General features: G+C 67.4%; 13 protein-coding genes. 6 read left to right on the top strand and 7 right to left on the bottom strand.

The window, feature by feature from the left end:
- Positions 1-21: 21 nt before the first annotated feature.
- Positions 22-438: a hypothetical protein gene (locus tag OO47_RS02830; RefSeq protein ID WP_030209476.1), complete on the bottom strand. Its 417-nt coding sequence runs from the start codon at positions 436-438 to the stop codon at positions 22-24.
- 1,141 nt (positions 439-1,579) lie between these two features.
- On the opposite strand from OO47_RS02830, the gene OO47_RS33825 reads away from it, so the two are divergent.
- From OO47_RS33825 to OO47_RS02845, 3 genes are all read left to right on the top strand, one after another.
- Positions 1,580-2,299 carry a hypothetical protein gene (locus tag OO47_RS33825; RefSeq protein ID WP_051715606.1) on the top strand — a complete coding sequence of 240 codons (720 nt, stop codon included), beginning with the start codon at positions 1,580-1,582 and terminating at the stop codon, positions 2,297-2,299.
- Between the two features lie 115 nt (positions 2,300-2,414).
- A complete protein-coding gene (locus OO47_RS02840; RefSeq protein ID WP_030209478.1) occupies positions 2,415-5,462 on the top strand; it encodes an ATP-binding protein in 3,048 nt (1,015 codons plus the stop codon).
- A complete protein-coding gene (locus OO47_RS02845) occupies positions 5,459-10,555 on the top strand; it encodes a P-loop NTPase family protein (RefSeq protein ID WP_030209480.1) in 5,097 nt (1,698 codons plus the stop codon). Before OO47_RS02840 ends, OO47_RS02845 begins: the two co-directional genes overlap by 4 nt.
- A 795-nt stretch (positions 10,556-11,350) precedes the next feature.
- On the opposite strand, the gene OO47_RS02850 is transcribed toward OO47_RS02845, so the two are convergent.
- From OO47_RS02850 to OO47_RS34610, 4 genes are all read right to left on the bottom strand, one after another.
- Positions 11,351-14,335 (bottom strand): RNaseH domain-containing protein, encoded by a 2,985-nt coding sequence (locus OO47_RS02850; protein WP_030209483.1) that lies wholly within the window; start codon positions 14,333-14,335, stop codon positions 11,351-11,353.
- A gap of 92 nt (positions 14,336-14,427) precedes the next feature.
- Complete coding sequence (locus tag OO47_RS02855; RefSeq protein ID WP_030209486.1) at positions 14,428-17,730, bottom strand: hypothetical protein; 3,303 nt, start codon at positions 17,728-17,730, stop codon at positions 14,428-14,430.
- On the bottom strand, positions 17,727-18,980 hold the full coding sequence (locus tag OO47_RS02860) for a restriction endonuclease-related protein (RefSeq protein WP_051715608.1): 1,254 nt from the start codon (positions 18,978-18,980) through the stop codon (positions 17,727-17,729). Before OO47_RS02860 ends, OO47_RS02855 begins: the two co-directional genes overlap by 4 nt.
- 59 nt (positions 18,981-19,039) lie before the next feature.
- A complete protein-coding gene (locus OO47_RS34610) occupies positions 19,040-20,266 on the bottom strand; it encodes a helix-turn-helix domain-containing protein (RefSeq protein ID WP_030209491.1) in 1,227 nt (408 codons plus the stop codon).
- 347 nt (positions 20,267-20,613) lie between these two features.
- On the opposite strand from OO47_RS34610, the gene OO47_RS02870 reads away from it, so the two are divergent.
- Positions 20,614-21,456: a hypothetical protein gene (locus tag OO47_RS02870; protein WP_030209494.1), complete on the top strand. Its 843-nt coding sequence runs from the start codon at positions 20,614-20,616 to the stop codon at positions 21,454-21,456.
- Here the strand turns inward: OO47_RS02870 and OO47_RS02875 are convergent.
- Both OO47_RS02875 and OO47_RS02880 read right to left on the bottom strand, forming a co-directional pair.
- Positions 21,386-23,065, bottom strand: coding sequence for a hypothetical protein (locus OO47_RS02875; RefSeq protein ID WP_030209497.1), 1,680 nt, complete (start codon positions 23,063-23,065; stop codon positions 21,386-21,388). The two genes, OO47_RS02870 and OO47_RS02875, sit on opposite strands and share 71 nt — an antisense overlap.
- Before the next feature lie 151 nt (positions 23,066-23,216).
- Positions 23,217-23,930, bottom strand: coding sequence for a creatininase family protein (locus OO47_RS02880; RefSeq protein WP_030209502.1), 714 nt, complete (start codon positions 23,928-23,930; stop codon positions 23,217-23,219).
- 243 nt (positions 23,931-24,173) lie between these two features.
- Here OO47_RS02880 and OO47_RS02885 point away from each other — a divergent pair, with 243 nt between their 5' ends.
- Together OO47_RS02885 and gltX are read left to right on the top strand one after the other, a co-directional pair.
- Positions 24,174-24,794 (top strand): restriction endonuclease, encoded by a 621-nt coding sequence (locus OO47_RS02885; RefSeq protein ID WP_030209505.1) that lies wholly within the window; start codon positions 24,174-24,176, stop codon positions 24,792-24,794.
- A gap of 132 nt (positions 24,795-24,926) precedes the next feature.
- Positions 24,927-26,303: a glutamate--tRNA ligase gene (gene gltX / locus OO47_RS02890; RefSeq protein ID WP_030209508.1), complete on the top strand. Its 1,377-nt coding sequence runs from the start codon at positions 24,927-24,929 to the stop codon at positions 26,301-26,303.
- Positions 26,304-26,308 lie beyond the last annotated feature (5 nt).

Below are 26,308 nucleotides of genomic sequence, written 5' to 3' on the forward strand. Positions count from 1 at the left end.
CCGTCGAGTCCGGTTGGCCTGTCAGGGACGTTCGAAAGGCCTGGTAAAGGAGCAGTTGTCAGGGCGGAGGGAACCGCGGTTCTGGCACACGCGGACTTCGGCCGTCCTTGTATACCGAGTGGCCCCGTCGTAGACGATCTTGTCGATCCAGACACTCTTCTTCTGAGTGCCGTTGAATCGGTTCCATGCGTATCCATGAACCTTTACCTGAAGATAGACGTTGTGGTTGTCGCGGAATCCGATATCGGACAGCCTTCCCTTGATGTGGAATGCACCGTGCATCTGCCCCGGGGCCTCCCACTTGTACCTTGCTTCCTCGAACCGCGCCCCGCCCGTGTTGAAGTCCTCCGTGCGATGCCATGCGGAGTCAGCCACGGCCGCCCCCATCCCCCCGAAGAACAACCCGGCGGTAATCACCGCTGCGGTAAGCTTCCTCATGGATAACCCCTTGTTGCTCGCATGCCGACTGTTCGTCACAGAACGTAGCGGCATAATCCAGTTCAAGCGGCCGCAGGAACGTCCCTCCCGCTCATAAACCCCCGATCAAGTGAATGAAGCCTTATCGGCTTCTCTCACCCCCATACGGGTGGTCACCGCTGCGCCCGAGCAAGGGAGATCCAGGGAGTTGTGGGTCGGCAAAGGCCCGGGGTTGACGGGCCCGAGGTCAACATGAGGGAATTTCCTCCGCAGCCGGCCAGGGGCGGGGTCCCGGAGTACTGCTCGATCTGTCGCCCCTGATAGGCCGCCGGCACTGCGTGACGGTCCCCCACCAGCTTGACCTGCCGCTCGCAGCACCGGCCTTGGCGGTTGCGATCGTCCTGCCACTGGAGAGCGCGGCCCCGAAAGGCCCCGTCTCCTCGGCTGCGTTCATGGAGTCGCCGGCTGTGTACCCGTCCTTCCCCGTACACTCCGACCAGAGCTTGGGGGCCGTGCGCATCCGAGAGTCCGTGAGCGCCTACAGCTTCAGGTGGAACAGGTGGAAGCGGACCGACCGGCCGACGCCGGTAGGCTGCCTCCGTTGCGCCGGGGGCCGTGTGCACCACGCTCGGCGGGCTGAGGCGAAGCTTCTGATCACGCCTCCCTCGTGCATGCTGACGGCTTCCGTGGAACGGTGGGTCCTCGCGCTGTTCGCCGGCGTCCGTGATGGAGCGGTGGCGGGACTGGTCAGCACCAAGATCCCGGTACGCCCGGCGGGGTGTCGTACGAGCCGGGCGGGCCCTGACGGAGGAGCCGAAGGCAGCCCGCATCCGCCCCGGCGCCCGTCTACCGCGACCCGACGGGACATCCTCCCGACGACGGCTACTCCAGAACCCGGGTTCAGGGATAGCCGATATCCACATCGGGTGCGGGTACAGGAGATCTCCGTTGGCGCACCGGTCTTGCAGGTGTTCAGACGCTACCCTTTTGGGGTGCTGGTCTGGGATGTTCTGGACAGTCAAAGGGGGAGGCGAACGTGGCCCGTATCGTCGGCGTACACGGCATCGGTTGGTCCTGGAAGTCGCGCGATGAGATGTACGAGACTTGGCACGGCGCGCTGAGCACCGGTCTACGGAACATTCGGTACCCCGACGCCGGGGCGGTGACGTTCGAGGCGGCCTTCTACGGGCACCTGTACAACGGCGGCACGGGCAAGTCCGACGGTGACGCGTTCTACGCCGCCTCCGACGTGGCCGACGGCTTCGAGTACGAGCTGCTGGAGGCCATGACCCGGGAGGCGGATCCGGCGGCCTTCGACGAGGAAAGTGCTGAACCGGCCTCCAAGGGGCTCGTCGTCCGCGGCGCGCAGGCCTGCCTCGACATCCTGGAGAGGACGCCGTACCTCGGCGGGATGACGGCCTCACTTCTCATCCGCCAGATCAAGCAGGTGCACCGGTACTTCGAGGACCCTGCCCTGGGCCAGGAGATCCGAGGCGAGCTGGAGACGGCGATCCAGGAGGACACGCAGGTGGTCCTCGCCCACTCGCTGGGAAGCGTGGCCGCCTACGAGGTCCTGTGGAACCTCAAGGACGTCCGGATCGACACCCTGGTCACCATGGGCTCGCCGCTCGGGCTGAAGTCCATCCGGCGCCGCCTGGCCCGCTCGGCCGAGGCGGCACCGGGGCGCCCGCCGTCCGTGCGCCGCTGGGTGAACGTGGCCGCCGAGCAAGACGTCGTCGCCCTGCGCAAGCGCATCAAGACCCTCTACGGCGGAGAGGTCGAGGACTTCGTCGTCCCCAACCCGCTACGCCACATGCACGACTGCACCCTCTACCTGAAAAACCTGCGGACCGCACGCGCAGTCGAGGCAGCTCTTGGGTGAGCGATGGTTTTTTCTGGCGGGAGAGGGTGAATACGGTGAGGAAACCAGTCTGGCGCGGCTCGAACACGTACCGGACGAACTGAGGTTGATGCGCCGTACGCTCCAGGAACTGGGGATGCGGGAGATCCCTGGGCCCGAGGGAGCGGCCGGGGAGCGGGGCTTGGAGAACGTGTGCCATGACCTCGGCCGGTGGTTGGACGCGGTGAGCCGTGGCGAGCGGGAACCACCCCTGTCCCTGTTCGTCTACTGCACGGGGCACGGTGTGCAGAAGGGCGTCACGTGGGGCCTGGCCCTGCCGACGTCCACACGGTGGACGAAGGATCTTCTTGAGCCGGCGGACATCGTCAACACCCTGTACGGGAAGAAACTTTTCGAACAGGCAGTCATCGTCCTCGACGCCTGCTACTCCGATCCCGGCGCGGGCGTTGCCATGGAGACCCTTCGGAGTCAGGCCGCCGCCGGGAGCGTCGAGTACGACGCCTGGGTGATCGCCACCGCCCGCAGAACGCAGCAGGCCCAACAGATGGCTTTCGCACGCGCCTTCGCCAAGACGCTCTCCCGAAGCGACGGCGCGCAAGAGTTCATCGAGCCCTCCGTCCTCGTGGAGCAGCTCAATGCCCATCTGCCGACGGCCAGCCAGGAAGCGTGGGTGCACTACGCCGGCCGCCGGGGCTGCCGCGCGCTGCCGGATCCGGCATACATGCCCCGGACGTCGCCCGACTGGCTCGACCGGGACCTCGACGAGTGGTCCCACCTCGCGCGCGGTCGGAGCAGGCCGGGCCAGGAGGGCTGGTACTTCTCGGGCCGGACGGAGGAGCAGCGGCGTCTCCGCGAGTTCATCGCCGGCGGCGGACCGGCCGGACCGCTCATCATCCGAGGCGCGGCCGGAGTCGGCAAGAGCGCGCTCCTCGGACACCTAGCCGCGTGCGGGAAGACCGAGTGGCGGCGATTACTGCCGCCCGTCGCCCGTCGCGGTCTGGTCCTCCCGGACGACTCGGTGCACGCGCTGGTGTCCGCGCAGGACGCCAGTGTGTCGGGGGCGTCCCGGCGGGTCGCCCGGGCGCTCGGCCTCGATCTGGGAAGCGCCCCGACTCCGGACGAACTGTGTGAGGCCCTGGAGAAGCTGCCTCCCCGGACTGTTCTGGTGGACGATCTCCACCTGGCGGACGATCCTGCGGCCGTGGTCAGGGAGCTCCTCGATCCCCTGACCGAGTACGCGCGCACCACCGTCATCGCCTCGGCCGGCCACGCCGTCGCCGCCGACGAGGTGTGGCAGGGCCTTCAGCTGCCGGTGCTCCAGCTCGACACCGACGACGAGGGCGTCCGCGCCTATGCCCGCGCACGGGGCGCCGGCTCGGTCGCTGCTGCCTGCCACGGACACTTCGGGGCGGCGGTCGACGCGGTCGATGGCTTCCTCGACACCCCGCATGGGCACGACGGCGGGGCGAACGCGCGGCGCGCGGCCGGGAAGCGGCTGGAGGCCTTCCACCTGAGCCTGCTCGCTTCGCGTGGCGGCTCGGAGGAATGGTGCCGGGCGATGCTGAAGCCGGTGCGGGCCGCGGCGGCATGCGGGCACGACGCCGGCCTGACGGCCGAGCACTGGGCGGCGCTCGCCACGGCTGCGGACCGCTCCGGCAGGACGTACGGCCCCGAGGAGGCGAGGGAGGCCGCGGAGCTGCTGGGCACCTCGGTGACGGACACCGCGGGTACGGGTGCCGGGACGGGCAAAAGCAGGGACCTCGGCTCCTCCACGTCCTCGTCGTGGCGCCTCGCCACCCCTTTCGCACCGGAGTTGTGCGGGCCGGAGTTCGCCGAGGCGGTACGGGACTGCCTGCCCGTGCTCGCGTCCGGAGGCGGCATGGGGGGAACGTCCGGCGAGCCCGGGATCGACTGGGCGGCGGACACGGCTTTGACCGCCCTGTTCGCGGCCGCCACCCAACGTTTCGACCAGAAGTTCGTCACCGAACGGTCCTCGTTGCCCTTCTGGGCCGCGCTGCCGGGCGACGTCCTCGCCCGGCAACTGGGTGACGGCGGGCCCAGGATCCTGCCGGAACGGGTCGGTGAGGGCATACGGACCCAGACGCCCGGACTGCACCCGGCGGAGCGGGCGTTCCAGCTGAAGCTCAGCCTCCTCAGGTCCGGAGCCGATGCCCACGGTCTGAACCCGCGCGGGGCCGGCGCCGGCGTCGATGTCCTGTGGGCCACCCCCAAGGACGGCGTGGCCGTGCCCGACCTCCTGGCGGTCGCGTCCGGCGCGTCCGGCGACGGCTATGTGGTGACCACCCACGGCGACGCCTCGATACGGCTGTGGAACCTGGCGGACGGCACACCGCTCGCCGAGGCGGTCCGGTCCGAGGGCGACGGCATGGCCTCGCACCTGGCGCTCGCCGTCGTTGACGGCGAGCCCGTCGTCGCCCTTGTCGCGGACGGTGCGGGACTGCTGTGGCGGCCGCTGACGGGCCGGGACCCCGAGCCGTTGCCCACACTGGACGGAGCGACGACGTTCTCGCTGCACGGGGACGGTCTGCTGGCTGTCGCCAGGGGCGCGCGGATCGAGTTCGTCGAACCCGGCGCCACCGGACGGGCCAGATCGTTCGCCGTGCCGGGGTCGAACCGCGTCACCCAGGTCCACCTGGGGGGCGAGGCCGGCGACAGACGGCTCGTCGCCACCACCGAGTCCGGCACCGTGACCGCGCGCGTCCTGGACACGGGAGTGGCGGCGGTACGGCGCCAGCCGCTGCTGATGCCCTCGGCCCAGCACGCCATGGTGTCGTCGAGCGGCCGCACCGTGGGCATGCTCGATCGCAGCGGGGGACTGTTCGTATGGGACGAGAACCACGGGACGAGAGGGCTCGGCATCCCCGCCATGCGCGACGGAACGCTCGCGTTCGCCGTCGACGACAGTCTGGCGGCCGCGGCCGGTGGCACGCAGAAACCCTGGCTGTGCCTCCTCCCGGTCACGTCCGGTGACGAGCGGCCGGCCTCCCGGCTGCCGCTGCCGGACCAGACCGTTGCGCTCGCCTTCGACACGGACGGTTCCCACCTGGTGGTGACCGACCTGCGAGGAGTGTTCTGTCTCGACGTCCGCCCCGATCGGCCACGGTCGACCCCGATCCACTTGGCCTCGTCCCCGACGACCGACCGCAGTGAGGAGGCAAGATGACGGCTCTGGACTCCGTCTCGGCACGTGAAGGTGTCGTCGGCGCGCTGCTCGCCCTCGACGACATCCTGACGAAGCGCGAGGAATCCGCCCTGCGCACGTCCTACGGCGTTCTGCTCGAACGACTCCATGCCCAAGGCCTCCGGCCCCTGTACGAGGAAGCGAAGCGAAGGGGGCTGTACGGCGCGGCGCTGGGCATCCCGGACCGGTTCGTGACCGGCTCGGGCCGCACCAGCCTCGAACGACTGGTCGACATGGTCCTGGATCCAGAGGCCTGTGAGGGGCCGTACGCCGAGCTGGTCTCGCACATCCAGGACATCGAGGGCATGGAGGACGACCTCGTCCGCCTCTACGAGCGGGCCTGCGCACCCGACAGCGGTCCGTACGTCCCCGCGCAGCGCACGTCCGAAGAAGACACGTCCGGGGAGACCGCCACCGCCGAGGACCCGCCCGTCGAGTGCCTGGACGTCACTGTCCTCCGTCCGGAGGCGGACCCGGACCTGCCGCCCACGGCCTGGACGGCCCGCCTCGCCCTGGAGAGCAAGGTCGGTGACGCCACCGCCGGTCACGACGACGCGGTCCGGAAGCTGACCGGCATCACCAGGAGGTGGCGGTCCGTCACCCCGGTCACCAACAGGGCCTCCGACGGAGCCGCCGAGCCCGTACGGAACTTGCTCCTCCAACTGGGGCGCGACGAGGAGCTCGCAGGGGACCCGAAGCCGCGACTGGCGGTCCAGGGCCTGTTGCCGCCGAGCCGCGTCGACGACACCACGGTGACCCTGCCCGCTGCCCTGCGGCTCCTTTCGCGGACACTCGCCGCCCCTGAACTGCCCCACCCCGCACCCGGTATGTCGGCCGCCGGCGCGCACTCGTCGTCCTACCTCGGCACGACGACGCAGTTCCAGCCCATGGAGCCCAGCGAGGCGTCCCTGCGCGCCGACGCCTGCGGCGGCACGCTCGTCCACCCCGGCCCCGGCGGCTGGTTCCGCACCTCCGCCGGGGGCGGTACCCCGACCCTTGCGGTCGCGGACCCCGGCCTCACCCTGGCCGGCGCGGCCCGTGCTTACTGGGGCACGGCCTGGGACGCATGGACGCGGAACCGGCACGAGAGCGCCCTGAAGGCCATTGGATGGAGCCTCTCCGACTGGTCGCTGACGCGGCCCGACGGTCAGCGGCTCCCCGACATCCGCACGGATCAGGTCGACAGCCTCGTGGCGGTCTTCCAGGAGCCGGAGCGCAAGGTGGCCGTGCTGGGAGGGCCGTCCGGCTCCGGGAAGAGCTGTATCGCCCGGTGTACGGCACGGTCGCTCGCCGAGGCTGGTCGGCGGGTGATCGTTCTCGTACCCGACGACCGGGCGTTCCCGAGCGGTGACGTCCTAGCCGGAGCCGTACGGCACGCCCTCGGCATGGTCGCACCCTGGGAACAGCAGGAGACGGGCTTCCCCGTCGTCATCCTCGACGGCATCCGGCCGATGGGCGAGACGGACGTCGACCGCATGCTGCCCGCCGTGTCGGCGGAGCTCGGCATCAGCGTGCTCGCCTGCCTGGAGTACGACCTCAACTCATCCCACGACTGGCAGGCGGCGAATCTCACCGTCGTCCCGTCCATCGTTCGCCCCGCCGCCCTCCTCGACCTGGCCAGGCGCGCCCGGGAGATCCACGGGGACAAGGTCGCCGCCAACCCCCGCTTCGTCGATGCCCTGGCGCGCCGCTTCCCCCACGACCTCGCCAGATTCGTCAAGGGCCTGTGCGACTACCGCGGCGGGAACGACAGGCCCGAGCGCCTTGAGGAGGAACTGCGGCAGAGGTTCACCGATGAGGTGGGGGCCGATGCACAGGACTTGGCCGCCGTCGTCGCGGCCGTCTCCCTGCTCGGCGGGAACGTGAGCGTCCCCGAGCACGAGCGCTCCGACCTCTACGAGATCGGTGCGGTTCCCGACGGAGCCCCCGACCGGCTCCGCTTCCCCAGCCCCACTGACTGCCGCACGATCCTGGACGCCTACACCGAGGAGGTCCACCCCGACGAGACCACCCGGCCACGCCGCCACGACCTCATCGCCGGCCTCGTCGCCAAGGAGCTCTTCCGCGACCTGGGAGACAACCGCAGCGGGCTGCTGCCCATCCTTCGCGGCGCGCGCCTGTACGACGAGCGCGTCTGCCGGAGCCTCGCGGAGAGCCTGCTGCTTCCCGACCATGAGGACGACTTCGTCAAGTGGGGGCGGAACGCCTCACCGGTCGGCATCGCGCTGGTGCTGCTGGCGATGGACTCCTCCCTCGGCGAGAAGGTGATCAGCAAGCTTCTCAAGGCCCTCGTGGCGCGGCTGTCGAAGACGACCCTCGGATCCGCGCGCTCCCTGCTGGCCGTGGTCCGCGCGATCCACCGGCACCGGCACCGCTTCGGCGACACCCGGTTCGACGCCCTCACCGAGTGGATGGCGCGGAACTTCGAAGAACTCCTGGAGGACAGGCCGAGGCCCGGCGACGGCCTGTACAGCGTGCTGGAACAGCTCAGCCGTTTCCACCATCCGCGCCTTGACGAGGTCGTGGCCAAGCGCGGATCGGAGATCCTGACCCGCCTCAACCCCGACAAGCCCCTCGACTACCGTACGGTCAGCCGGGTCGAACGCCTGGTGCGTCGCGCCGGCAACGACATCGGCATGCCGGAGTACGCCTCCTGGGTCCAGAACGAGGCCGAGGTGCGCAAGCTCCTCGACTACGACCCCGATCCCGTTCGCGGGATCGGGCTGTACCTCTCGAACCTCGTCCTGCGGCTGCGCTATGACCCCGACTACGAGGACTGGGACACCGTCTTCGCTCGGCACGACGTGCGTGTCGGCATCCGGCAGGCACTGCGGCACACGGACGCGGTGGACCTGCGGTACGCGCTGGAGGAAGCCCGGGACTACCAGCTCGCCTTCGTCACCAGGATGCTCAACGACAGGGATCTCAACAAGGGCGAGAGCTTCGGCGGCGCCATCCACAAGGCCCTGCGCACCGCGACCCCGACGGACGCTGCCCTGTTGATCCGAACGACCAGTGAGATCCACGACTACACCGCCCGCCAATCGCTGTACGGCGACCACGCGGAGCGTCCCGACGCCGGTCTCGCACGTGCTCTCGCCCAGCAGGTGCGGGGCCACCAGGACGCCAAGGGCGCCGGTCTGATCCTGTCAGCGACGGCGCGCGTCGACGAGCTGTTCCTGACCGAGAACAAGGGCTTCGGCCAGTACCTCGCCGAGGAACTCGGCAAGGACTGGGTGAGCGCCCGGCTGGAGGAGGACCCGCGGATCTCCATCCAGTACCACCTGATCAAGGGGATCTGGGAGGCCAACGCCTCCTTCCGGGAGGAATGCCTGGATCTGTTCGTGGACGTTGTCGCCAGAGCGCTGAACCGCTCCATGCGACCATGGGGCCCGCAGGCCGCTCTGCTGCTGGGGCAGGACGAGGAGTTCGGGTCGGCCTTCCTGGAGAAGCTGGGTCGCCACGTGGCGGACAGGAAGCTCTTCGAGGGGATGAAGGACGCGCCCGTCGCGGACGCCCGGCGCTACTTCCACCAGCTCGGCCGTGCCATGTACCAAGGACTGCCGAGCCAATACGTCAACGAGCACGACGCGGCCGGCTTCATCGAGAAGATGGCCTCCACCTCACCCTCGTCGGCGGCGCTGTGCGCGCGTGAGACGGCTCGGACCCTCGTCGACGGGGGTGTGCCGGTGGAGGACGCCGGACTGTGGGTGCTGCGGAAGGACGGCACCGAGACCCCGGATTCGATAGGCCGGCGCTGGGGCGCGCAGATCGGCCGCGGAGCCAGTACGAACCAGGTGACCGAGGTGATCAACGTGCTGGCCGGGCTGAATGGCGACACCGCCGTGGCGACCCTCGACTACCTGAAGAGCAAGGAGGCCTCCTTTTCCCGGGGCAAGGGCGGTCTGCTGCGGGACAAGGTGCGCCAGGCCGTGTACAACGACCCCGTCGAGGCGGCCCGGCTGCTGACTGCGGTGGAGCGGGTGTCCGCCGGCACCGGTGTCGATCTGATGCGCGCCCTGCAGCGTGAAGGAGGAGCCTGGAACGCCTTCACGAGCGAACTTGCCCACATCCAGCACCCCACCCAGCAGTACCAGGTCGTCCGTCAACTGGTAGCGCTCGGATTGCGGCCGGGAGGCGTGTACTCGAAGTGGGTGGACAAGCTCCGTGTCCGGCATCAGGCGACGGTGATGCAGGTGACCAGCCCGGCCGCGCTCAGCGACGTCCTGCGGCTGGCCCTGATCTGGGACACGACCTGGGCTTGCCGACTGGCCGCTGACATCCCTGTGCAGCGGCTGGCCAGAAGGCTCGGCTACGCACGGGTGAAGGACCTGATGCACACGCCCGCTCTGCTGTCGCTGCTGGCGACAGCGGAAGCCGACGCGTCTGTCCAGTGTTTGTTCGGTGAACTGGAGCGTCTGCAACCCGCCTCACTTGTGAAGCGACTCAACGCGCACTCCATCAATGTTCTGTTGGACGTCGCGCTCAGGATGCGGCCAGAATTCGCCCATCGCCTGGTACCTGCCGTGGCCGAGGCGATTGGCAGGCATATGCGACGTGACGTGGTTTTCAGCGAGGCGGAGCACTGGAACGAGATCGGCTGGATGGCCCGCTCCTTGTACACGATGAACAAGGCGGAGCTGCTCTCCCGCCAGGTACCGAAACGTAGGCCGAACCCGTCCTACCCGTATGCCGCCGCCTGGGGAGCCATGTGGTTTCCTCGGCAGGAATGGACTCAGGAGATCCTCGGTGATGTGGCCGATCGCATCATAAAGCCGTCGGTCTCCGGATCTCATTCGATCTTCGTCGCCTTCGCCTACGCATCGATCGAAGGGCGTACCGGCGAGCTGCGATTCCCGGACGGATCCTGGCCCGACCTCGCCGGATGCAGTGCCCGTGCACTTGCTGCTCTTCAGCTGATGGCCGAGCGAGATCTGGATCTGCGAGCCGCACTGCTTTCCCATCGGAATGCGATCGTGACGCAGCTGGACAGGCCTACGTCGCGGAATGACAGCTACGTGAGTTCGGCACGTGCTTGGTTCGTCCTTCACTACGACTCCGCTCGGCAGGCGTGAGAGACGAACGAGGATGGGTGACTGAGGGCCCGACCTCAAGGTGTGGCGCTATGGAGAAGCAGCTCACCCATGAGGCCGGCGACTTCATCAATTTACAGCTGCGGGAGGCGCCTGGGGGGCCGGGCGGAGCCGCAGTCGAAGCGAGCCTGGAGTCACCGCGCCGTGGAACGCATAGCCACTCTTGTCATACCGAGTGGTCATGGTCTGAATCCTTTGAACGCGTCGATGCACCGCTCGACCTCGTTCCTGCGGGCATACCGGTCCCGGTCGCAGGCAGTGGGGCGACCGCCCCGGCAGGCGGGCCGGGGCGGCGACGAGCCCCAGCGGCATGCTGATGAGCTCGACTCACCGGACACGTCCTAGCTGATGCGACGCCACAGCCGGGAACCGTAAACACACACGTCGAAGGGCCCCACCGCGAACGGTGGGGCCCTTCGACAACGTGCCCGGTGAGGCACTGGCGGAGGATACGAGATTCGAACTCGTGAGGGGTTGCCCCCAACACGCTTTCCAAATGTTCGTACGGGGGTCCGGCGGGGGTCGTGGGTGTCCTGACCTGCGGCGGAGCGTTCGGGGCGGCCCCGTCCGGACGGGGCCGGACGGGGGTGAATGAGACCAGAACTGAGACCCGCCAGCCCCGGCCTTCCGCGATCATCTAGGAGCCCTCGGGGCTCATCAGGCCGGTGGGGATCCGGTCCTTGAAGCGCTTGCACCGCTTCTGTCAGCGTCCATGGAGCAGTTCCAATTCGGCATGGCGTTCGTGATCACGGACTCGACGGCTGGGCCGACGCCGGATTATGCGTCGGTGCCGCAGGCTTCCTTGAGGATGTCGAGGCTCGCTTGGTCCTTTGGCTCGGAACGCCGGAACTGGGGGTGGCCAAGGTCCATCTGCAGTGCGGCGTGAAGTGGCGCGGGGTAGCGGGTCCGGTCGGACCACGAGAGTGCCTGGTGGCTGAGCCGGGCTGCGGCGACGGCGAGGGCCTCGCGCTCGTACCCGTTGCGTGTGTGCATCGGAGTGATTTCGCGCGTGGTCATGCTGTACCAGGGGGAGTTGAGCTCGTTCTCCTTGCGCTCGTCAGCGTTCTTTGACGCCTTGCCCGGGTCCGCGCGCCAGCGGGTCTTCCACTGTCCGTGGCGCTTCTTACCGTAGTTGCGGGGCTCGGTGAACAGGAACCACGGATGCCCCTCAGGCCGCTCTTCAGGGTAGTAGAGGTCGCTGGAGGTCTTAAGCGGCTTGGTGGTGCCGTTCTTCAGCTTCTCGGTGACGGATACGAGTCGCGGCATCTCGGCCTGCGCGCAATTCATGCGGATGATGCTGACGGGGTTCCAGGAAGCGGGCAGGCCGCTCCCCGGAAGCCACAGGCGCGGGTCGTTCGGGTCCGGGGGGAGGCCCTGCTTGTTGTTATGCAGGCCCGGCCACACGCGGCGGCTGGCATGGCCGTCGATCATCAGGGCGTACGGGAGCCCATCGAGCTCGTCGCTGAGCTCTTGGAGGGCGGTACGGACGTCCTCGCCGGCCTGTGCCCAACGCTGCATTTCGCCTTGGCCGTCCTGCGTGTGCAGAGGGTAGTTGGAGGCGTGGAAATTGCTCTGCGCCCGCGCATAGTGCTCCCACTGCGGGTGGATGTTGCTCCAACCGAGCATGCGCCAGGTCTCGCCGGCCTTGCGGGACGGGATCACCGCGGTGGCGGTGATGATTCTCTTGGGCTGTCCCTTGTACTTGCGATCGGTGGCCTGCTTGCGGATATGGATGCCCACGAAGGCCATGCGAGGCAACGGATAGGGGTCGTCTTCAGGGTAGAGAGCACGTTCGAACCGATCGTCGATCACGCCGCACGATCGGTACAAGTCCAGCTGGCCCATGTAGACGCGGTGGTCTTCGAACGCCGCAGCGGGCCTCTTGACGGTACTGAACGACTTGGTGAATGGGTCGTAGGTGCGGCCGACCAAGAACTGAGACGGCACTCCGGCCTTTGCGAGCTCCCGTACTACCTGGTGTTTGGCGTCATTCTCGGCGAGGGCGGACTTCACCTCGGCGGGCTTCATTCCTTCATGCTCCTCCCCGCGGACGGGGAGCTCCGTCTCGCACCAGGCCGCGAGGAGCACGCCCGGTTCCGCGAACTGGCTGATGAGGGCCTCGGCGTCCGAGGCCCTCTCCTTTCCAGGACCGTGCTTCAGCAGAGCCTCGGCGTTGCAGAAGACTGCCTCGATGCCCTCCGCGAGAGGCGTGGTGTCCCTTCCGTTGGGGTTCGGGTCGATGTGTTTCGGATCGAGGCTATAGGGGTGGGCGAGGCCATGGATCATGCGCGTAAGGGTCTCGTCTCGGTACCAGAGGCACAGGATCCGGAGCTTGGTGTAGCCGGCTGCTTCGATGGACCGCCGGATGCTATCGGGCGAGGGATTACCGATGAGGTCGATGTAATCCCCGTCGCTCTTTCGCTTCTTCTTTTCCTTCCCCTGCGCCGAGGTGGCGGGTTCGTGGAGCCGTTTGCCGAACACGTTCCCCTTCGACTTCAGCTCGAGCAGAGAGACGGTGTCGCCGAAGGCGCGCCGGATCTGGTCCTGGAGAAGAGAGAGCTGGTAGATGCCGGCGCCGGTACCGACAGCGAAGGAGTCCGTTTTGGGCATGGTCGGCCGGATGGTGCCCGGCGCGGGCGTGAGGATGTCTACCCTCTTACCGTCTTCGTCCCTCAGGTTCAGGCGGTGGCGTTCGTCGGCAACGCGCTCTTCCAAGGCTGTGAGCGCTGTCCGGTCGGCGTCGAGTTTCGCCAGGATCTCCAGCGCGTGTTTGTTCACCTGGCGCAGGCCCCACCCGTCCAGAGAGAGGGAAAGCAGTGGGCGCTGCGTCCCTTGATCAAGCAAGGCAGTGCGCGCGTGGACCACGGTGTTGTTGACACGGCGGATGTGTGCGTCCAGGTTCAGGACGGGGTTGGGCTCGGCAGTGTAGGTGGCCATTTTCACCGACACGCGGGACATGGCGTACTGGACTTGCGTCCGCGTGGGGTCCTTGGGACGGGCGGTGGCAGCCTCACTGAGGTTGACAGGATGGGCCAGGGAGGCGAACAGCGGGCCGATGGGGTGGTCCCATGCGATCAGGTCGCCGTCGCTGTCGGGTCGGTAATACACGGCCGCGGTGTTGGTGGACGGCTGCCAGTCGACGATGCGTTCCTTCGTCTCGCCGTCCTTCGTCTCGTACGGCTCGCGGACCGGTTCCACTTCCGTGTCCAAGAGCGGTTTAGCGGCCAGCTTCTTCGCGATATGCCACTTCACCGCCTGATAGGCCCAGCTGTCAGGGCTGGCCGGCCTGTCGTCCTTTTTGGCGAGGATGTTCTCGGCGAGGCTGAGAGACTGCGGGGTGACGTCGGCCACGAGTTTCGCCAAGGCGGGCTCGTCCATGAACGGGATCTCGTCGAGAGGGATCTTGCGGACGATCCCTTCCAGGTAGGTGAAGACGTTCTTGAGGACGGCGGGTTCGACGGGGCTGAGCGTCACCATGAACGCCAGGTCTCTGTCCAGGTACACATACCCGTCAGTGATCTGCTGGAGGACGGTGACCGCGATGGAGTACGGAATCAGGAAGGGGTCGGAGTCCTGTACGCCTGCGATCCGCTTGCTGTTGCGGTTGGCCATGCTGCCCAGGTCACGCCAGGCTCTGCGCGTCGGCGAGTGGTAGTCACCGAAGCCCCAGACCAGGGCGGTCATGCCGTCCAGGAGCTGTGGGGTGCACTTGATCGATGTGGTGTGTGCGGTGAGATCCCGCTGCGTGCTGCGACGCCCCATGGACGGTCTTACCTCTTCTCTCGGCTTTTCTCCCTGACAGGGAGACCAGCCCCCGCCTGCACCAAGGGAGGGCGGGGGCAGATGTAGCTCGTTCAGAGCATCTCGCGATCGAGTCCTGCGTAGGTGAGGAATGCCTGAAGCGCTTGACCGTAGAGCTCGTTCATGATCGCGCGCTGCTCGGGGTTCCAGTCGGCATAGATCTGCTTGATGATCGTGGCCAGGTCGGAGCTGAACTTCTGGTCGTGGATGGCGTGGTCCACGATGTGCAGGGTCATGTCGGTTTCGCCGCGGCGGGCTCGGCCGGCGAGCTGGATGAGCAGGACGAGCATTCCTGCGACGAGTTCTTTGCGCAGGTCGTGGTCCATGTTGGAGAACCGGGCCGGGGAGCGGAGGATCTTGGAGAGTTGCTTCCAGGAGGCTTCCCCGGCTCTGCGCAAGTCGGCCAGCGGGGTGTCGCTGCCGCCGACGGGGAGGGTGTTGACGCCGGCGGCGTTGACGCTCGCGTGCAGCCAGTCGGTGTCCTCGATGCTGAGGACGGGCCGGACACAGAGGTAGATGTCGCGGACAGCGGAGCGTGTGCCCACGACGATGTTCAGACCTCGTCCGATGACAGCGAGGGGGGCGATCAGGATTTCCCCGCGTTCGGGGAAGTCCTTCAGCTCCTCGCGGACCATCCTGTCCACATGAGGAGGCAGGTGCTCCTCGTAGTTCTGCTTCTCTGCCTTCTTCACGAGCAGGCAGACTCGGTGGTTAAGACCGTCGGCCTGTGCCACTCCGGAAGCGAGGTGGGCGGCCTGCTCGTAAGAGTTGACCGTGAGAATGACACGGGCTCGCTCCGGCTCCCGTTTCTCCAGGTGGGCCAGGCGTCGGGCGAGCTGCTGCTCGTAAAGACCCCGCCCGAGATCTCGCAGGGCGTTGGGTTTCAGTTCCGGTGGCAGACCACCGATACGCATCGCGTCGCCGGCGCCACTGCGTACAGGGGTTGCGAGAGTGACGATGGATTCGGGGCGCGTATCGGGCAGCCACCATCGCACCGGGGCGTGGATGTGCTCTTGCACGGCCTGCGGCAGGTAGGCGGTGGCCGACAGCCCCATGACGGGACGCTGCACGCCGGCGGTCAAAAGCGCTGTGAGGCCGCCGAGTTCGGAAACGAACGTATGCGGATCGCCTCCGAACGACCGGGACAGGAGCTCGGCTTCCTTCTCCTTGTTGTCCATGCCTTTGACCTGGTAGCCGTGGATGGAGCGGCCCAGCATCGCCAAGGGGTACAGGGTGGCCACCGTGCTGCTGCGCATGGTCTCAAGGATCTTGCGGACCGACCCCAGGTCCAGGTAACGCAGGGTCTGTGCCTGCGCGCGCAGTTCGTCGAGTGCGCCATCGAGTTCGCGCAGCACCGTCCGGGTGACCAGCAGGTTGATCACAGCAGCCTGCCGGTGCGCGTCGGGCACGAGCCCGAGGAGAAGCTTGCGCATCTCGTCGCGGGTGTCCGTGAGATGGTCCTGGCCGCGCTGCGCTGTGAGCGTCATCAGGGCGGTCTGAACGGCGTTCCAATCCGCGCCTTCGGGGAGGTCGAACTCCTCCTCATCCGGCTCGGAGCCGTACCAGCGGGCGGGCATGATTTCGTTGAGGAAGGCGAACAGCTCGGGCGGGATGTCCTCGGCCGCAGTCGCTTCGGGGAAGAGGACCTGGAGGATCTCGCGGTCCCGTGAGTGGGCCAGACGCCAGCCGGTGTTGTCGCGGCCGGCGCCGTCGGGGCCGTCCATTTCGTTGCCGGGATTCAGCTTCAGCCCACGTCCGGAGCAGAGCCACAGCAGCAGCATCTCGGCCATGAGGCGGGCATGGCTGACCGGTGAGACGAGCCCCATCTCGTGGACAACAGGAAGGTTCTTCGCGTCGGAGTCGATCTCCCGCAGTGCGGTCGTCCTCTTCCGGGAGGCGAGGGTGATTTCCGAAGTGCAGCGGCTGATCGCTGCTGTCTGGAAGGCGTCGATCTCGTCGATCACCAGGGCATCGCAGGCGCGCAGGGTCATCTCCAGGACGCTCATGCCCCGGGTGCCGCGCGCCTGACCGCGGAACTCCTGCCCGTCCAGCACGACACCGATTCGAGTGCGTCCTTCGAGCAGGTTTGCGTGGTTGGTGACGATGACGGCCGCGTTGGTGGCCCGGTAGAACTGCTGAAACTTGCCGCACGTCGGTGCGAACGGACAGGCCAGCCGGTTGGAGCCAGTGGCCTCAGAGGTCAGCGAGGTGCAGTTCTCTTCCCCGTAGGGGTACAGGGTGGGCGGGTCCATCAGCGCCCGCTGCGCGCATCCGGTCGACAGAAGGCCGATGTCCGTCCTGGCGCGACGGTCCCACTCGTCGATCTGGGTGGAGGTGCCCAGGGCTGCATAGTCCATGGCGCGCCGGTGCATGCTTGACGGGGACATCAACGGCGTGCAGTGAGTGGGCTCGATGAGCCGCTTGATCTTGTGGAGATAGGCCAGGTCGTTATTGATGTCCCAGGCCATCTCCAAGGTGGCCCGGACGTCTGTGACGGCGAGAGCGATGCGCCGGTCGTTCAGAGCAGCCCATGAGGCCAGAACCCTCACCAGGACGGTTTTGCCGCTTCCCGTGGGAGCGTTGAGCAGCTGCAGATCGCCGGCAGTCAGGTCGAGTTCGGTCAGCGCGCCCGTCGTCGTCTTCATGCTCTTGAAGAACCGCTTGAGCACCTTGTGCAGGTAACGGACGCTCTTGTCCTGCCCGCTGAGGGTCTTGGCGACCTCCAACAGCTGCTCCACGGTCGGTGCGACCCGGTCACGCGGCGGCCGAGTGTGCACCTGAGGCAGGAACTCATGCCCGGGTGCTTCCCGAAAGTCGGGCGTGGCCGGGATGACGATCTCCCTGCTGGTCGTGCCGTGCTCCGGGCCCAGGTAGGCAGTCCTCGTCTTCAGCTTTCCCGGGCCGGCGAATGCCTGGGCCTTGGGGCGCTTGCCGAAGGTGAAGAAGGGGCCGGTGACGCGTTGCACGTAGCCGAGAAAGTCACCTCCCATACGCGGGATCGCTGCGTCCGCAAGGTGTGGATCTCCAGGTGGCAAACGCAGCGAACCTCCGGAGCGATCGGCGATGTCCGGCTCTGATGACAGGACTCCGAGCATGGCGAGCACCGAGGTCCGGAGCTTCTTCGGATCCGTCCACTCCTGAGCCATCAAGGTCATGACCTGACGGATGAGGTTTCGCTCAGTAGTGGGCAGGTTCGCCCACTCGGACCAGGCTTGCGGCTTTCGGTGCGCGAAGAACGTGGCTTCCTCGAAGCCGGCCAGAACGTGCCCCTCGTCGTCCTTGCGTGGGAAGTAGTGGGCGGCCAGCGCAAGTGCTCCGGCGAGGCCGGCCTCCGTGCCCGTCATGTCGCCGCTCATGCCTGGCCCCCCTTGGCGTGGTTGATGACCATCTCCAGGTATTCCGTCGCGGTCATCGCCGCTTTCATCCCGTGTCTGCGGCACACCGCATTGAGCTGGTCCACTTGCTCCCTGCGATGGTCAGGCACCACCAAATACTCGGCGCCGCCTCGGTCGCCGCCGTCCAGGTTGAGTTTGCTGACCAGATGGTTGGACCAGGTGTAGTCCTTGAAGTCGGCCATGAACCGGGGTTCATCGTTGCCGGCATGGGTCATCCACAGGTCGCACTGATCCCCGTTGGGCCACAGGTGCGACGTCCAGGGTGTGCCCTCGAGACTGGCCGAGACTGCCCGATGCAGGGCCAGCTCGGGAAGTCCGGGTACCACGGTGTATCGCCACACGGGCCGCACCAGCACGACCGTTTCCTCCACCGCTCGGGCCTCCGGCACTAGCGGAACGGCACCGGTCCACAGCGGGGCGAAGCGACCCGACGGCACTCGGCACTCGAACGTCGGGTGCAGCTCGGGGGCCGTTTTCCGGCGAGTGGTCACGACGAACTCGTATGACGCGCCCGTCTCATCGTGCCAGGGGTACAGGCAGCGTACTTGGCCGCGGATACGCCCGGTGGATCGGTCTGTCGTCACCTTCATCGGCCACTGACAGGCCGGACAGGGCCACCACCAGCCGCTGTACTGCGCGTATTGAGCGATGGGGCGGTAGAAGTCGTTCGCCCGGGAAGGCAGGTTGAGGGTAGCCAGATCCTTCCTCTGGACGGTCGGGTTCTCGACCAGCGTCCTGCGGTGCCTCTCATAGAAGGGGCCCTTGATCGCGCTGAAGACGGCTTCTTGGCTGTACTCGTCATCCAGCTTGGGCTTGGTGACCTGGCCGCTGAACTTCCCGACCTTCTCCGCGACGCGCATGACACGCTGCGCCTCGTGCCGGAAGTCGAAGCCGTCCTCGGTTGCGACGCCGTCGCTCTCCAAGAGCCGTACGCCGGCGAGCTCATCAGCGTTGATCCACTCGGGCAGCAACCTCTCGAGGGACCCCGCCCGTTCACCGGTGAGTCTGTCCATCAATTCGTCGAAGGGGATGTGGTGTCCGGGGCCACATGCCGCCATCAGAATCCCGTGCGCTTCCATGAGGCGGTCTAGGCGCCGGGGACCGGTCAGCTCTCCGGCAGCCACCGCGTGTTCACACACCGCGAATGCCTTGACGATTTCCAGCAGGACATGGGTCTGCTGGACCGTGGTCGTGTCTCCGTGTCGAGTCATCGGTGGGGAGGCTACGACACCCCACTGACAATGGGCCTCGGTGTCACTCCATCGAGTGATCAGGTGAACGTATTCTCGATCGAATCAACGTCGACGGTTGGATACAAAGACCGGTAGGTATCGATGTGGTCCTTGATATGGCATCGGCCGGAATCGGTGAGGAACCAGCGGTAGGGTCCGTGGTCCGCTCCGTCAGGGAGACGCAGAACGATGAAGCCGCGGCTGGGCGTGCGCCCGTCGGGGCTCTGACCCACGGCAAGGTAGTGCGGTCCTCGCCCAGCGAGGCTGCCGTCCACGCCTTGCGTCCCTGCCCGCGCGACACGAACCACGATCTTCCACAACCACGGCGAGAGTAGCGCTGCAGGCGGTGCTGGAGCGGGAGTAACCCCGAGCGCTGCGCGCGCGACCGCTCTGCCGTGCCGAGTCATCTCTACGCGCGTACGCGGAACATCCCCCAGTCCATCGACGTACAGGCGATCCCGGTAAACGATGATCAGGCCCCGCCTGTCCAGTGCGCTCACGGAGGACCCCGTCCCCGGATCGTGAATGCCGGCCTCCCGGAGCCGCTCCTGGATGCGGGTGAAGCCGACAAGGTCGGCTGGCGCACTGAGTGCCAAGGTCAGTCGTCGCCACGCTGCAGCGGGCGGTTGGGCCTCCCCTGCATAGCGGCTCTGGCGCTGTTCCTCTTCTGCTTCCTGATCCTGATGGAAGATGCACGCCAGGTAGCTGCGCTGCCGCTCGTTGAGCTCACGCCAGGTTGTCAATGCGCTCTCGGACGCGTTGCGAGGTCGACGAGCTGGAAGCGCGGGGGCCGCGTCGTTCGGGCGCGTGCGGCGCCAGGCATCAATGACTACGCGGTCAGGAATTCCGTAGACCTGGGCCAGCATCCGTGCCACTCGGCCTTGGGTTTCGGGCGACAGCCAAGTCCGCCCGTGCACCGGGCGGCCACGCTCAAGGTCACGTATCTTCTCAGCGCTGATGTGCAGACCTTGCGATGCTCGTTTACGGCGAAGCAGCGAAGCGACCTCGGCGGCACTCATACCCGCCCGACGACGCAGATCCTGCAGCGTCTCGGTCCCCCGTTCGCGCGCAGTCAAGTCTTGCGCATCGCAGCGCAGCACCTTCAGTAGGCGCCCGAAGGCTCGGTCGCTTACCGCTTGTGTTCCGGCCTCCCAGCGGCGTACGGACGCAGGTGAGACGCCAGTGGCTTCGGCCAGCTCCTTCACGCTCATACCTCGGAACTCACGCTGCTGTTTCAGAGCCTGAGGAGTGAGGGACTGTGCCATGCCTCCCAGCAAAACGCAGTCGACGGGCCGGAGCAACCACCATCCAGTGGAACGACGCCGCCTCACTGGTGTCACTCGGTGCGGTAAACGGCTTGGGGCAGGGGGACCGCCGACGTCGGAGCGGTGGAAGGAGACGTACGAGTAGGGGGAACGGCCGTGGCCAGCCTCGACCGGGACGCGTGGACGTTGAGTGCCTGCCAGTAAGGCTCAACGCGTCACTCGACTGCAGATGGCACAGGTATTGGGCCCCTGATCGACCCTGAAGGAACCTCCCTGGCGCTCAGTTCTATCTGCTGGTTTCTGCAATCGCCGGACAGCTGGATCAACAGACCTGGCTCAATGGACCCATGGAGATGGGTGAGCATTGGGCCTACCGAGCGAGGCCGAAAGAGCTGGGCGGCCCGGTTCGTCGGGTCGAGGTCGTACGGGTAGGCGGTCGTGGCCGGGCTGACTGGCTCCACGTGCGGTTCCTCGACGATGACGACGCCGGACTGCAAGAGTGGGTCGACGCGACGTCTCTCGTGGCGCGCTGGGAGGACGTCGAGGCGTTCCGCGCGGACGACGCGAGCGAGCTCGCTTTGGCCGAGGCGTCGCGGCACGTGCGGGGGAGCGCCGACTTCGAGGCCGCACGGTTGATCATCGGGTTCGTCCGACCGAAGAGCAAGCTGCGGCTGCGGCGCGGTGTCGCGGACGCAGGGATCCTGGAGATGGGCAGTCTCGACGGCAGCGCTCCCCTTGTCGACATGGATCCCACGGAGCTGCGAGGCGATCCGATGGTCTATGAGAACCGCCACGGCATGTGTCTGGCAGGGTGGCCGGTCACCGAGCGCATCGCGCGCCTCGTGGCCAGCCGTCTCGCCGAGAACATCCTTCCGGAGGTGGACCGCAGGCAGCAGGCCATCGATCAGGAGCGCACGCAGTCCTCCTGGTACTCCTACAGCCGCCGGGACGACCGCAGACTGGACACGGAAGCGGCCGTCCTGCGGACCGTCCGTGAGTGGTGTGGTCAGGACAAGGCCGAGCGTTACGACGAGCTGGTCGCCCTGCGCGAGGAGGTCGTCCGGCTCGGGAAGCTTGTGGAGAAGTCGGTGAAGGCCCTACGTGACCGCGGGCACGGCGTCATCGCCTCCACCATTGAGCGCGACCTTGGGGTCCATATCTCCAGCCTTGGTCCAGACGTTCGTCGGTGAACCCGCGCCACCGCTCCGGCTCCGGCTTGGGCGGTTCGGCTTCCGCCTTAGGTTCTTTTTTGTTCGGTGCCTTTTCCTTCTCCGGCCGCTGCGGATGCCATCCTTCGAGGAAGGGCCGTAGCTGGTCGCCTGTGGGATCCGCGTGGAGGCTGTGGGCGGTCAGGCTCCTGCCGGCCACGGCCGGGTCGAGCCGGTCAGCCTCTGCCTTCCCCCACGTAGACCACTCGCGAAGCCACACGGCTTCGTGGGCATCGTCCGAGGCGGAGGCAGCCTCATCGAGCGCTGCGCAGAAAGCCCGCATCTCCCCCGCGGCCCGCCATTGCGCCAGGGCGGTGCCGAACCGGTCGACCCGTACCGCGTCCACCGCCTTGATCGTCGCGACGCTGACCGCCGCTTCCCACTCCTGCCGCGTACGCTTCTTCTTCTCAGCTTCCCGCCGGCGGTGCTCCTCTTCTTCCTGGGCCTCTCGGAGGCGGCGTTCCTCCTCCTGCCGTTCCCGCTCCTCCCGCTGACGCCGCTGTTCCGCCTCCCACGCCAGCCGGGCCCGTTCCACTTGCTCCGCGTGGGCCTTCAGGGCTCGGAGGACGGCGTCGATCTGGTCCTCCAACGGCTTCTTTGCGCTGTCGGCCCATTCCTTCTTCCAGCCGTACCCCGAGCCTTGGCTCACGTGCAGCTCCAGCTCGCCGGATGGCTCGAACCGGTGCGCGGGGGTGACCCGCTGCCAGTCATACGTCCGCCGGCCCGGCTGCGCGGGCACGTACCGGACCTGCTTCTGCCGCTCCTTGAAGCTGATCTCGTACGTCCTGCCGTGGACCTTGAGCAGCGGCCTCGGCTGCCTGCGCTTCTTCGACACCGCGATGTCGCCGTGTATTGCCCGTGCCTGCTCGGCGAGGAGCCGAACGAGGGAGAGCACTCGTGGGAGTACTTCGTCCGAGATCTCGAAGGCGCTGTGGTCTGCGGTGACCGCCGTGATCACGTCCTCGATGTCGGTGATCACTCGGCTGCGAGCCAGGCGGATCCGGTTCCACTCGGTGTCGTCCTCGCCTGTCACCCGCAGCAGGCCGAGGAAGAAGTCCCCCTTCGCCCGCCCGCTGTACTTCAGGTGGAAGCCGTCCGGGGCACACTGCCGTGCCGCGTCGAACGCCCGGCGGTAGCGGGCCCGCTCTTCCTCGCTCGGGTCCGGGATCCGAAGGAACCGGCCGGCCTTCTGCACCTCCGCGATCAAGGCCGCGCCGATTTCCGCCGGCGACTGACGTGGCGGCTTCACAGGGCGCGCTGGCGCCGGTTTCGCCTCAGGCGAGGGCGTCGCCCGCTGACGGGGCGGTGCCGCAGCTTCCGGCTTCTGCTCGGCGGCTGCCGGTCGTTGCCTGCGCGGGGTTGGTTCAGGCCGGTCCGGGTGGTGGCCGTGTTCCAGGTAGAAGCGACCGTCACCGGTGATCTCCGCCTGCCACTTCCCACCATGCTTGGGCATGGTGATGAGGCCGCGGCTCTTGAGGGCACGGGCGGTTATGGCGAGTTCCGGGTTCGCGGAGGTGACAGGATCCTTTCCCTCTCCGATGCGAGTGAGCAAGGCCAGCTGTCGATCGTTGAGCGGCGACCATCGGTACATGGTGACCGTGGTACCGGTCCCGCCGAGCGCCTACAACCAGAATGGTGATGTTCCCGCATTCTCCTGTCCGAGCGTCTCCAGGGCCGGACGGGCCGGCCCGGCGCTCCGGTGCTCGCGGCCACGATGCCGGGGCGTGCCCGTGCCTCCCGCGTCAGCTCAGTCGGCAGAGCACATCGAAGTGTGCTGAGAAGCTCGATCGCAGGCTTTCCAGGACGGCCTTCCCCTTCTCCGCGGTGGCGAGCGAGGGGAAGCCGATCACCCCGGACCGCGTGTACTGGGCCATTCCCTGGACCAGGAGGAAGGGCCGCTGCCGGCTGTCGTGGTCCGACTCGTCGTAACCCTCGCGGACGAGTTCGGGAGCGGCGTGGAGCAGGATCGACGTCTCGATCTCGCCGGCGTGCATGTCCGCGTGCCTGTCGGATTCGAGGCCGCCGTACTCGCGGGCACGGTCCCAGTCGGGGCCGAGAGGGAAGAGGGAGACCGCAGGGCCGTCGACGTTGGCTTCCTGGACCACGTTCGACAGGACGTAGTTCCCACCGTGGCCATTGACGATCACCAGCTTGTGGATGCCCGACCGGGCGAGTGAGGCGCGGATGTCGTCGATCACGGCGTACAGGGTCCTGGCGCTGATGCTGACGGTACCGGGGAACGCCGAGTGCTCGTGGCTGCACGAGACGGTGATGGGCGGGAGGAGGTGGACAGGATAGGCGGCGGCGATCTCCTGGGCGATGATGCACGCGATCGCCGTGTCGGTGATCAATGGGAGGTACGTGCCGTGCTGCTCGAAGGAGCCGACTGGGAGCACGGCGACGCGGGGCTGGAGCTCCTGGACATCAGTGCTCGTGGCGGTCGGCAGCAGGCTCATGGTCCTCCCCCTTGGCGGCCCGGTACGCGTACGACCTGATTGTGTCCTGCCCCTGCCGGTCGGGAGCCCAGATAACGAGACCAGCCATTGGCCGAACTGCGCCCTTCTCGGACGCCTCACCCTTCCCGAGACTGCTGCACTGGACAAAGGAGGGGCTCCATGGCAGCGGCACGGAAGCGGCGAGGAACAGCGGCTCGGAAGCGTCGAGAGAAGCGACTCCGGGGCGGCGCCATCGTTGGGGTCGTGGGCGTCGTCGTGCTGGTGGCCTTCTGGAGCGTGATCTGGCCCTATCTCGTGGGTGCGGTTGTTCTGGGAGGTGTTGTCGGCGGTGGGTGGTGGTTGTGGCGCACCGATCGGTTCATCAGGGGCGGTGATCGGCAGTGGCGGCATGACGAGGCCGTGAGAGCTGGGCAGCGGACGCTTGCCGAAGTCGACGTGATGACGGGGACGGAGTTCGAGGACTTTGTCGTGGACCTGTGCCGGCGCGACGGGTGCACCGACGTGCGGAGGGTTGGTGGCTCGCACGACAACGGAGCCGACGTTCTGGGGATCCTTCCCGACGGGCGGAGCATGGTGATCCAGTGCAAGCGGTACACGCCCAAGAGCAAGATCCCCAGCAGGGAGATCCGGGACCTGCTTGGCGCGAAGGTTCACTTCAAGGTCGACGTGGCGATCTTCGTGGCCACGACGTACTTCAGCGGACCGGCTGAGAGGTTCGCCACGGAGAACGACATTCTCGCCGTCCATCGTGATCACCTCGGGCTGTGGAACAACGGGGCCTCGCTGCTGTCGCTCGGCGCGGTGAACGGGCTGGGGCAAGGGGACCGGCGGCACCGGGAGCGGTGGAAGGAGACGTACGGGTAGAAGGCGAGGACGGCCGGAAAACGATGGTGCGAGGGTAGGCGGAGTGGTCCGGGGCTGGTGTCCAGCGTCGGTACTCTGGGGCGCATGTCTACTGCCCCGGTTCGCGTTCGTTTCGCCCCGTCCCCGACCGGCATGTTCCATGTCGGTGGTGCACGGTCCGCTCTCTACAACTGGGCCGTGGCACGACAGTCCGGCGGCACGTTCGTCCTGCGGATCGAGGACACCGACGCGGCCCGGAACAAGCCGGAGTGGATCGACGGGATCATCAACGCGCTCGCGGCGATCGGCATCCACGGCGAGGACGCGGCCTTCGAAGGACCGTACTTCCAGTCGCACAACGCCGACCGGCACCGCGAGGCGGCCCAGCAGCTCTTCAGGGCCGGCCGGGCGTACTACTGCGACTGCACCCGGGAGCAGCTCAAGGAGCGCACCGGGTCGGATCACCTCGGGTACGACGGGTTCTGCCGGGAGCGGGGGCTGGCCTTCGAGGAGGGCCGGGCGTTGCGCTTCCGGACGCCGGACGAGGGCGAGACCGTCGTGGTCGACCTGATCCGTGGGGAGCCGGCGTTCCCGAACAGCGCGATCGAGGACTTCGTGATCGCCCGTGGTGACGGGTCCCCGGTCTTCCTGATCGCCAACGTGGTCGACGACCTGGACGAGGGCATCACACAGGTCATCCGTGGCGAGGAGCACCTGTCGAACACGCCGAAGCAGCAGCTGCTGTGGGAGGCGCTCGGTGCCAAGCCGCCGGTGTGGGCGCACCTGCCGGTGATCGTGAACGAGAAGCGGCAGAAGCTGTCCAAGCGCCGTGACAAGGTCGCGCTGGAGGACTACCTGGCCGAGGGCTTCCTGCCCGAGGCGATGGTGAACTACCTCATGCTCCTGGGCTGGGGTCCTGGTGACGACCGGGAGATCATGCCGTACGAGGAGCTGGAGCAGCTCTTCCGGATCGAGGACGTCAACACCGCGCCGGCGTTCTTCGACGTGAAGAAGCTGACGGCGTTCAACGGCGACTACATCCGCGCGCTCTCGCCGGAGCAGTTCGCCAACGCCTGCGCGCCGTGGCTCGTCGCTCCGTACGTACCGTGGGCGTCGGAGGCGTTCGACAAGGACCTCTTCGAGGTGGCGGCCCCGTTGGCCCAGACCCGACTGGCCCTGCTGTCGGAGATCACCAGCTACGTGGACTTCCTGTTCCTCGACGAGCCGGTCGAGGACGAGGCGTCGTGGAACAAGGCGATGAAGGCCGGCGCCGGCGACATCCTGTCCGACGCCCGTGCCGAGCTGGCCACTGTCGCGGATTGGAAGGCGGACGACCTGAAGGCCGTGCTTCTCGCCGTCGGCGAGAAGCACGGCCTCAAGCTGGGCAAGGCCCAGGCGCCCATCCGGGTCGCGGTCACCGGCCGCACGATCGGACTCCCGCTGTTCGAGTCCATGGAGATGCTCGGCCGGGACCGCGTGCTGGCCCGTCTGGACGCGGCGACCAAGAAGCTGGCCGCCGCGCAGGCGTAGCCGCC

The sequence above is a fragment of the Streptomyces bikiniensis genome (assembly GCF_000716625.1).
GTDB classification, from domain to species: domain Bacteria; phylum Actinomycetota; class Actinomycetes; order Streptomycetales; family Streptomycetaceae; genus Streptomyces; species Streptomyces bikiniensis.

Bases quoted from the DNA above. Each gene is read 5' to 3' on its own strand.
- OO47_RS02830 (WP_030209476.1), bottom strand. From the start codon at position 438: ATGAGGAAGCTTACCGCAGCGGTGATTACCGCCGGGTTGTTCTTCGGG.
- OO47_RS02840 (WP_030209478.1), top strand. From the start codon at position 2,415: ATGCGGGAGATCCCTGGGCCCGAGGGAGCGGCCGGGGAGCGGGGCTTG.
- OO47_RS02845 (WP_030209480.1), top strand. From the start codon at position 5,459: ATGACGGCTCTGGACTCCGTCTCGGCACGTGAAGGTGTCGTCGGCGCG.
- OO47_RS02850 (WP_030209483.1), bottom strand. From the start codon at position 14,335: ATGGGGCGTCGCAGCACGCAGCGGGATCTCACCGCACACACCACATCG.
- OO47_RS02855 (WP_030209486.1), bottom strand. From the start codon at position 17,730: ATGAGCGGCGACATGACGGGCACGGAGGCCGGCCTCGCCGGAGCACTT.
- OO47_RS02860 (WP_051715608.1), bottom strand. From the start codon at position 18,980: ATGACTCGACACGGAGACACGACCACGGTCCAGCAGACCCATGTCCTG.
- OO47_RS34610 (WP_030209491.1), bottom strand. From the start codon at position 20,266: ATGGCACAGTCCCTCACTCCTCAGGCTCTGAAACAGCAGCGTGAGTTC.
- OO47_RS02870 (WP_030209494.1), top strand. From the start codon at position 20,614: ATGGAGATGGGTGAGCATTGGGCCTACCGAGCGAGGCCGAAAGAGCTG.
- OO47_RS02875 (WP_030209497.1), bottom strand. From the start codon at position 23,065: ATGTACCGATGGTCGCCGCTCAACGATCGACAGCTGGCCTTGCTCACT.
- OO47_RS02880 (WP_030209502.1), bottom strand. From the start codon at position 23,930: ATGAGCCTGCTGCCGACCGCCACGAGCACTGATGTCCAGGAGCTCCAG.
- gltX (WP_030209508.1), top strand. From the start codon at position 24,927: ATGTTCCATGTCGGTGGTGCACGGTCCGCTCTCTACAACTGGGCCGTG.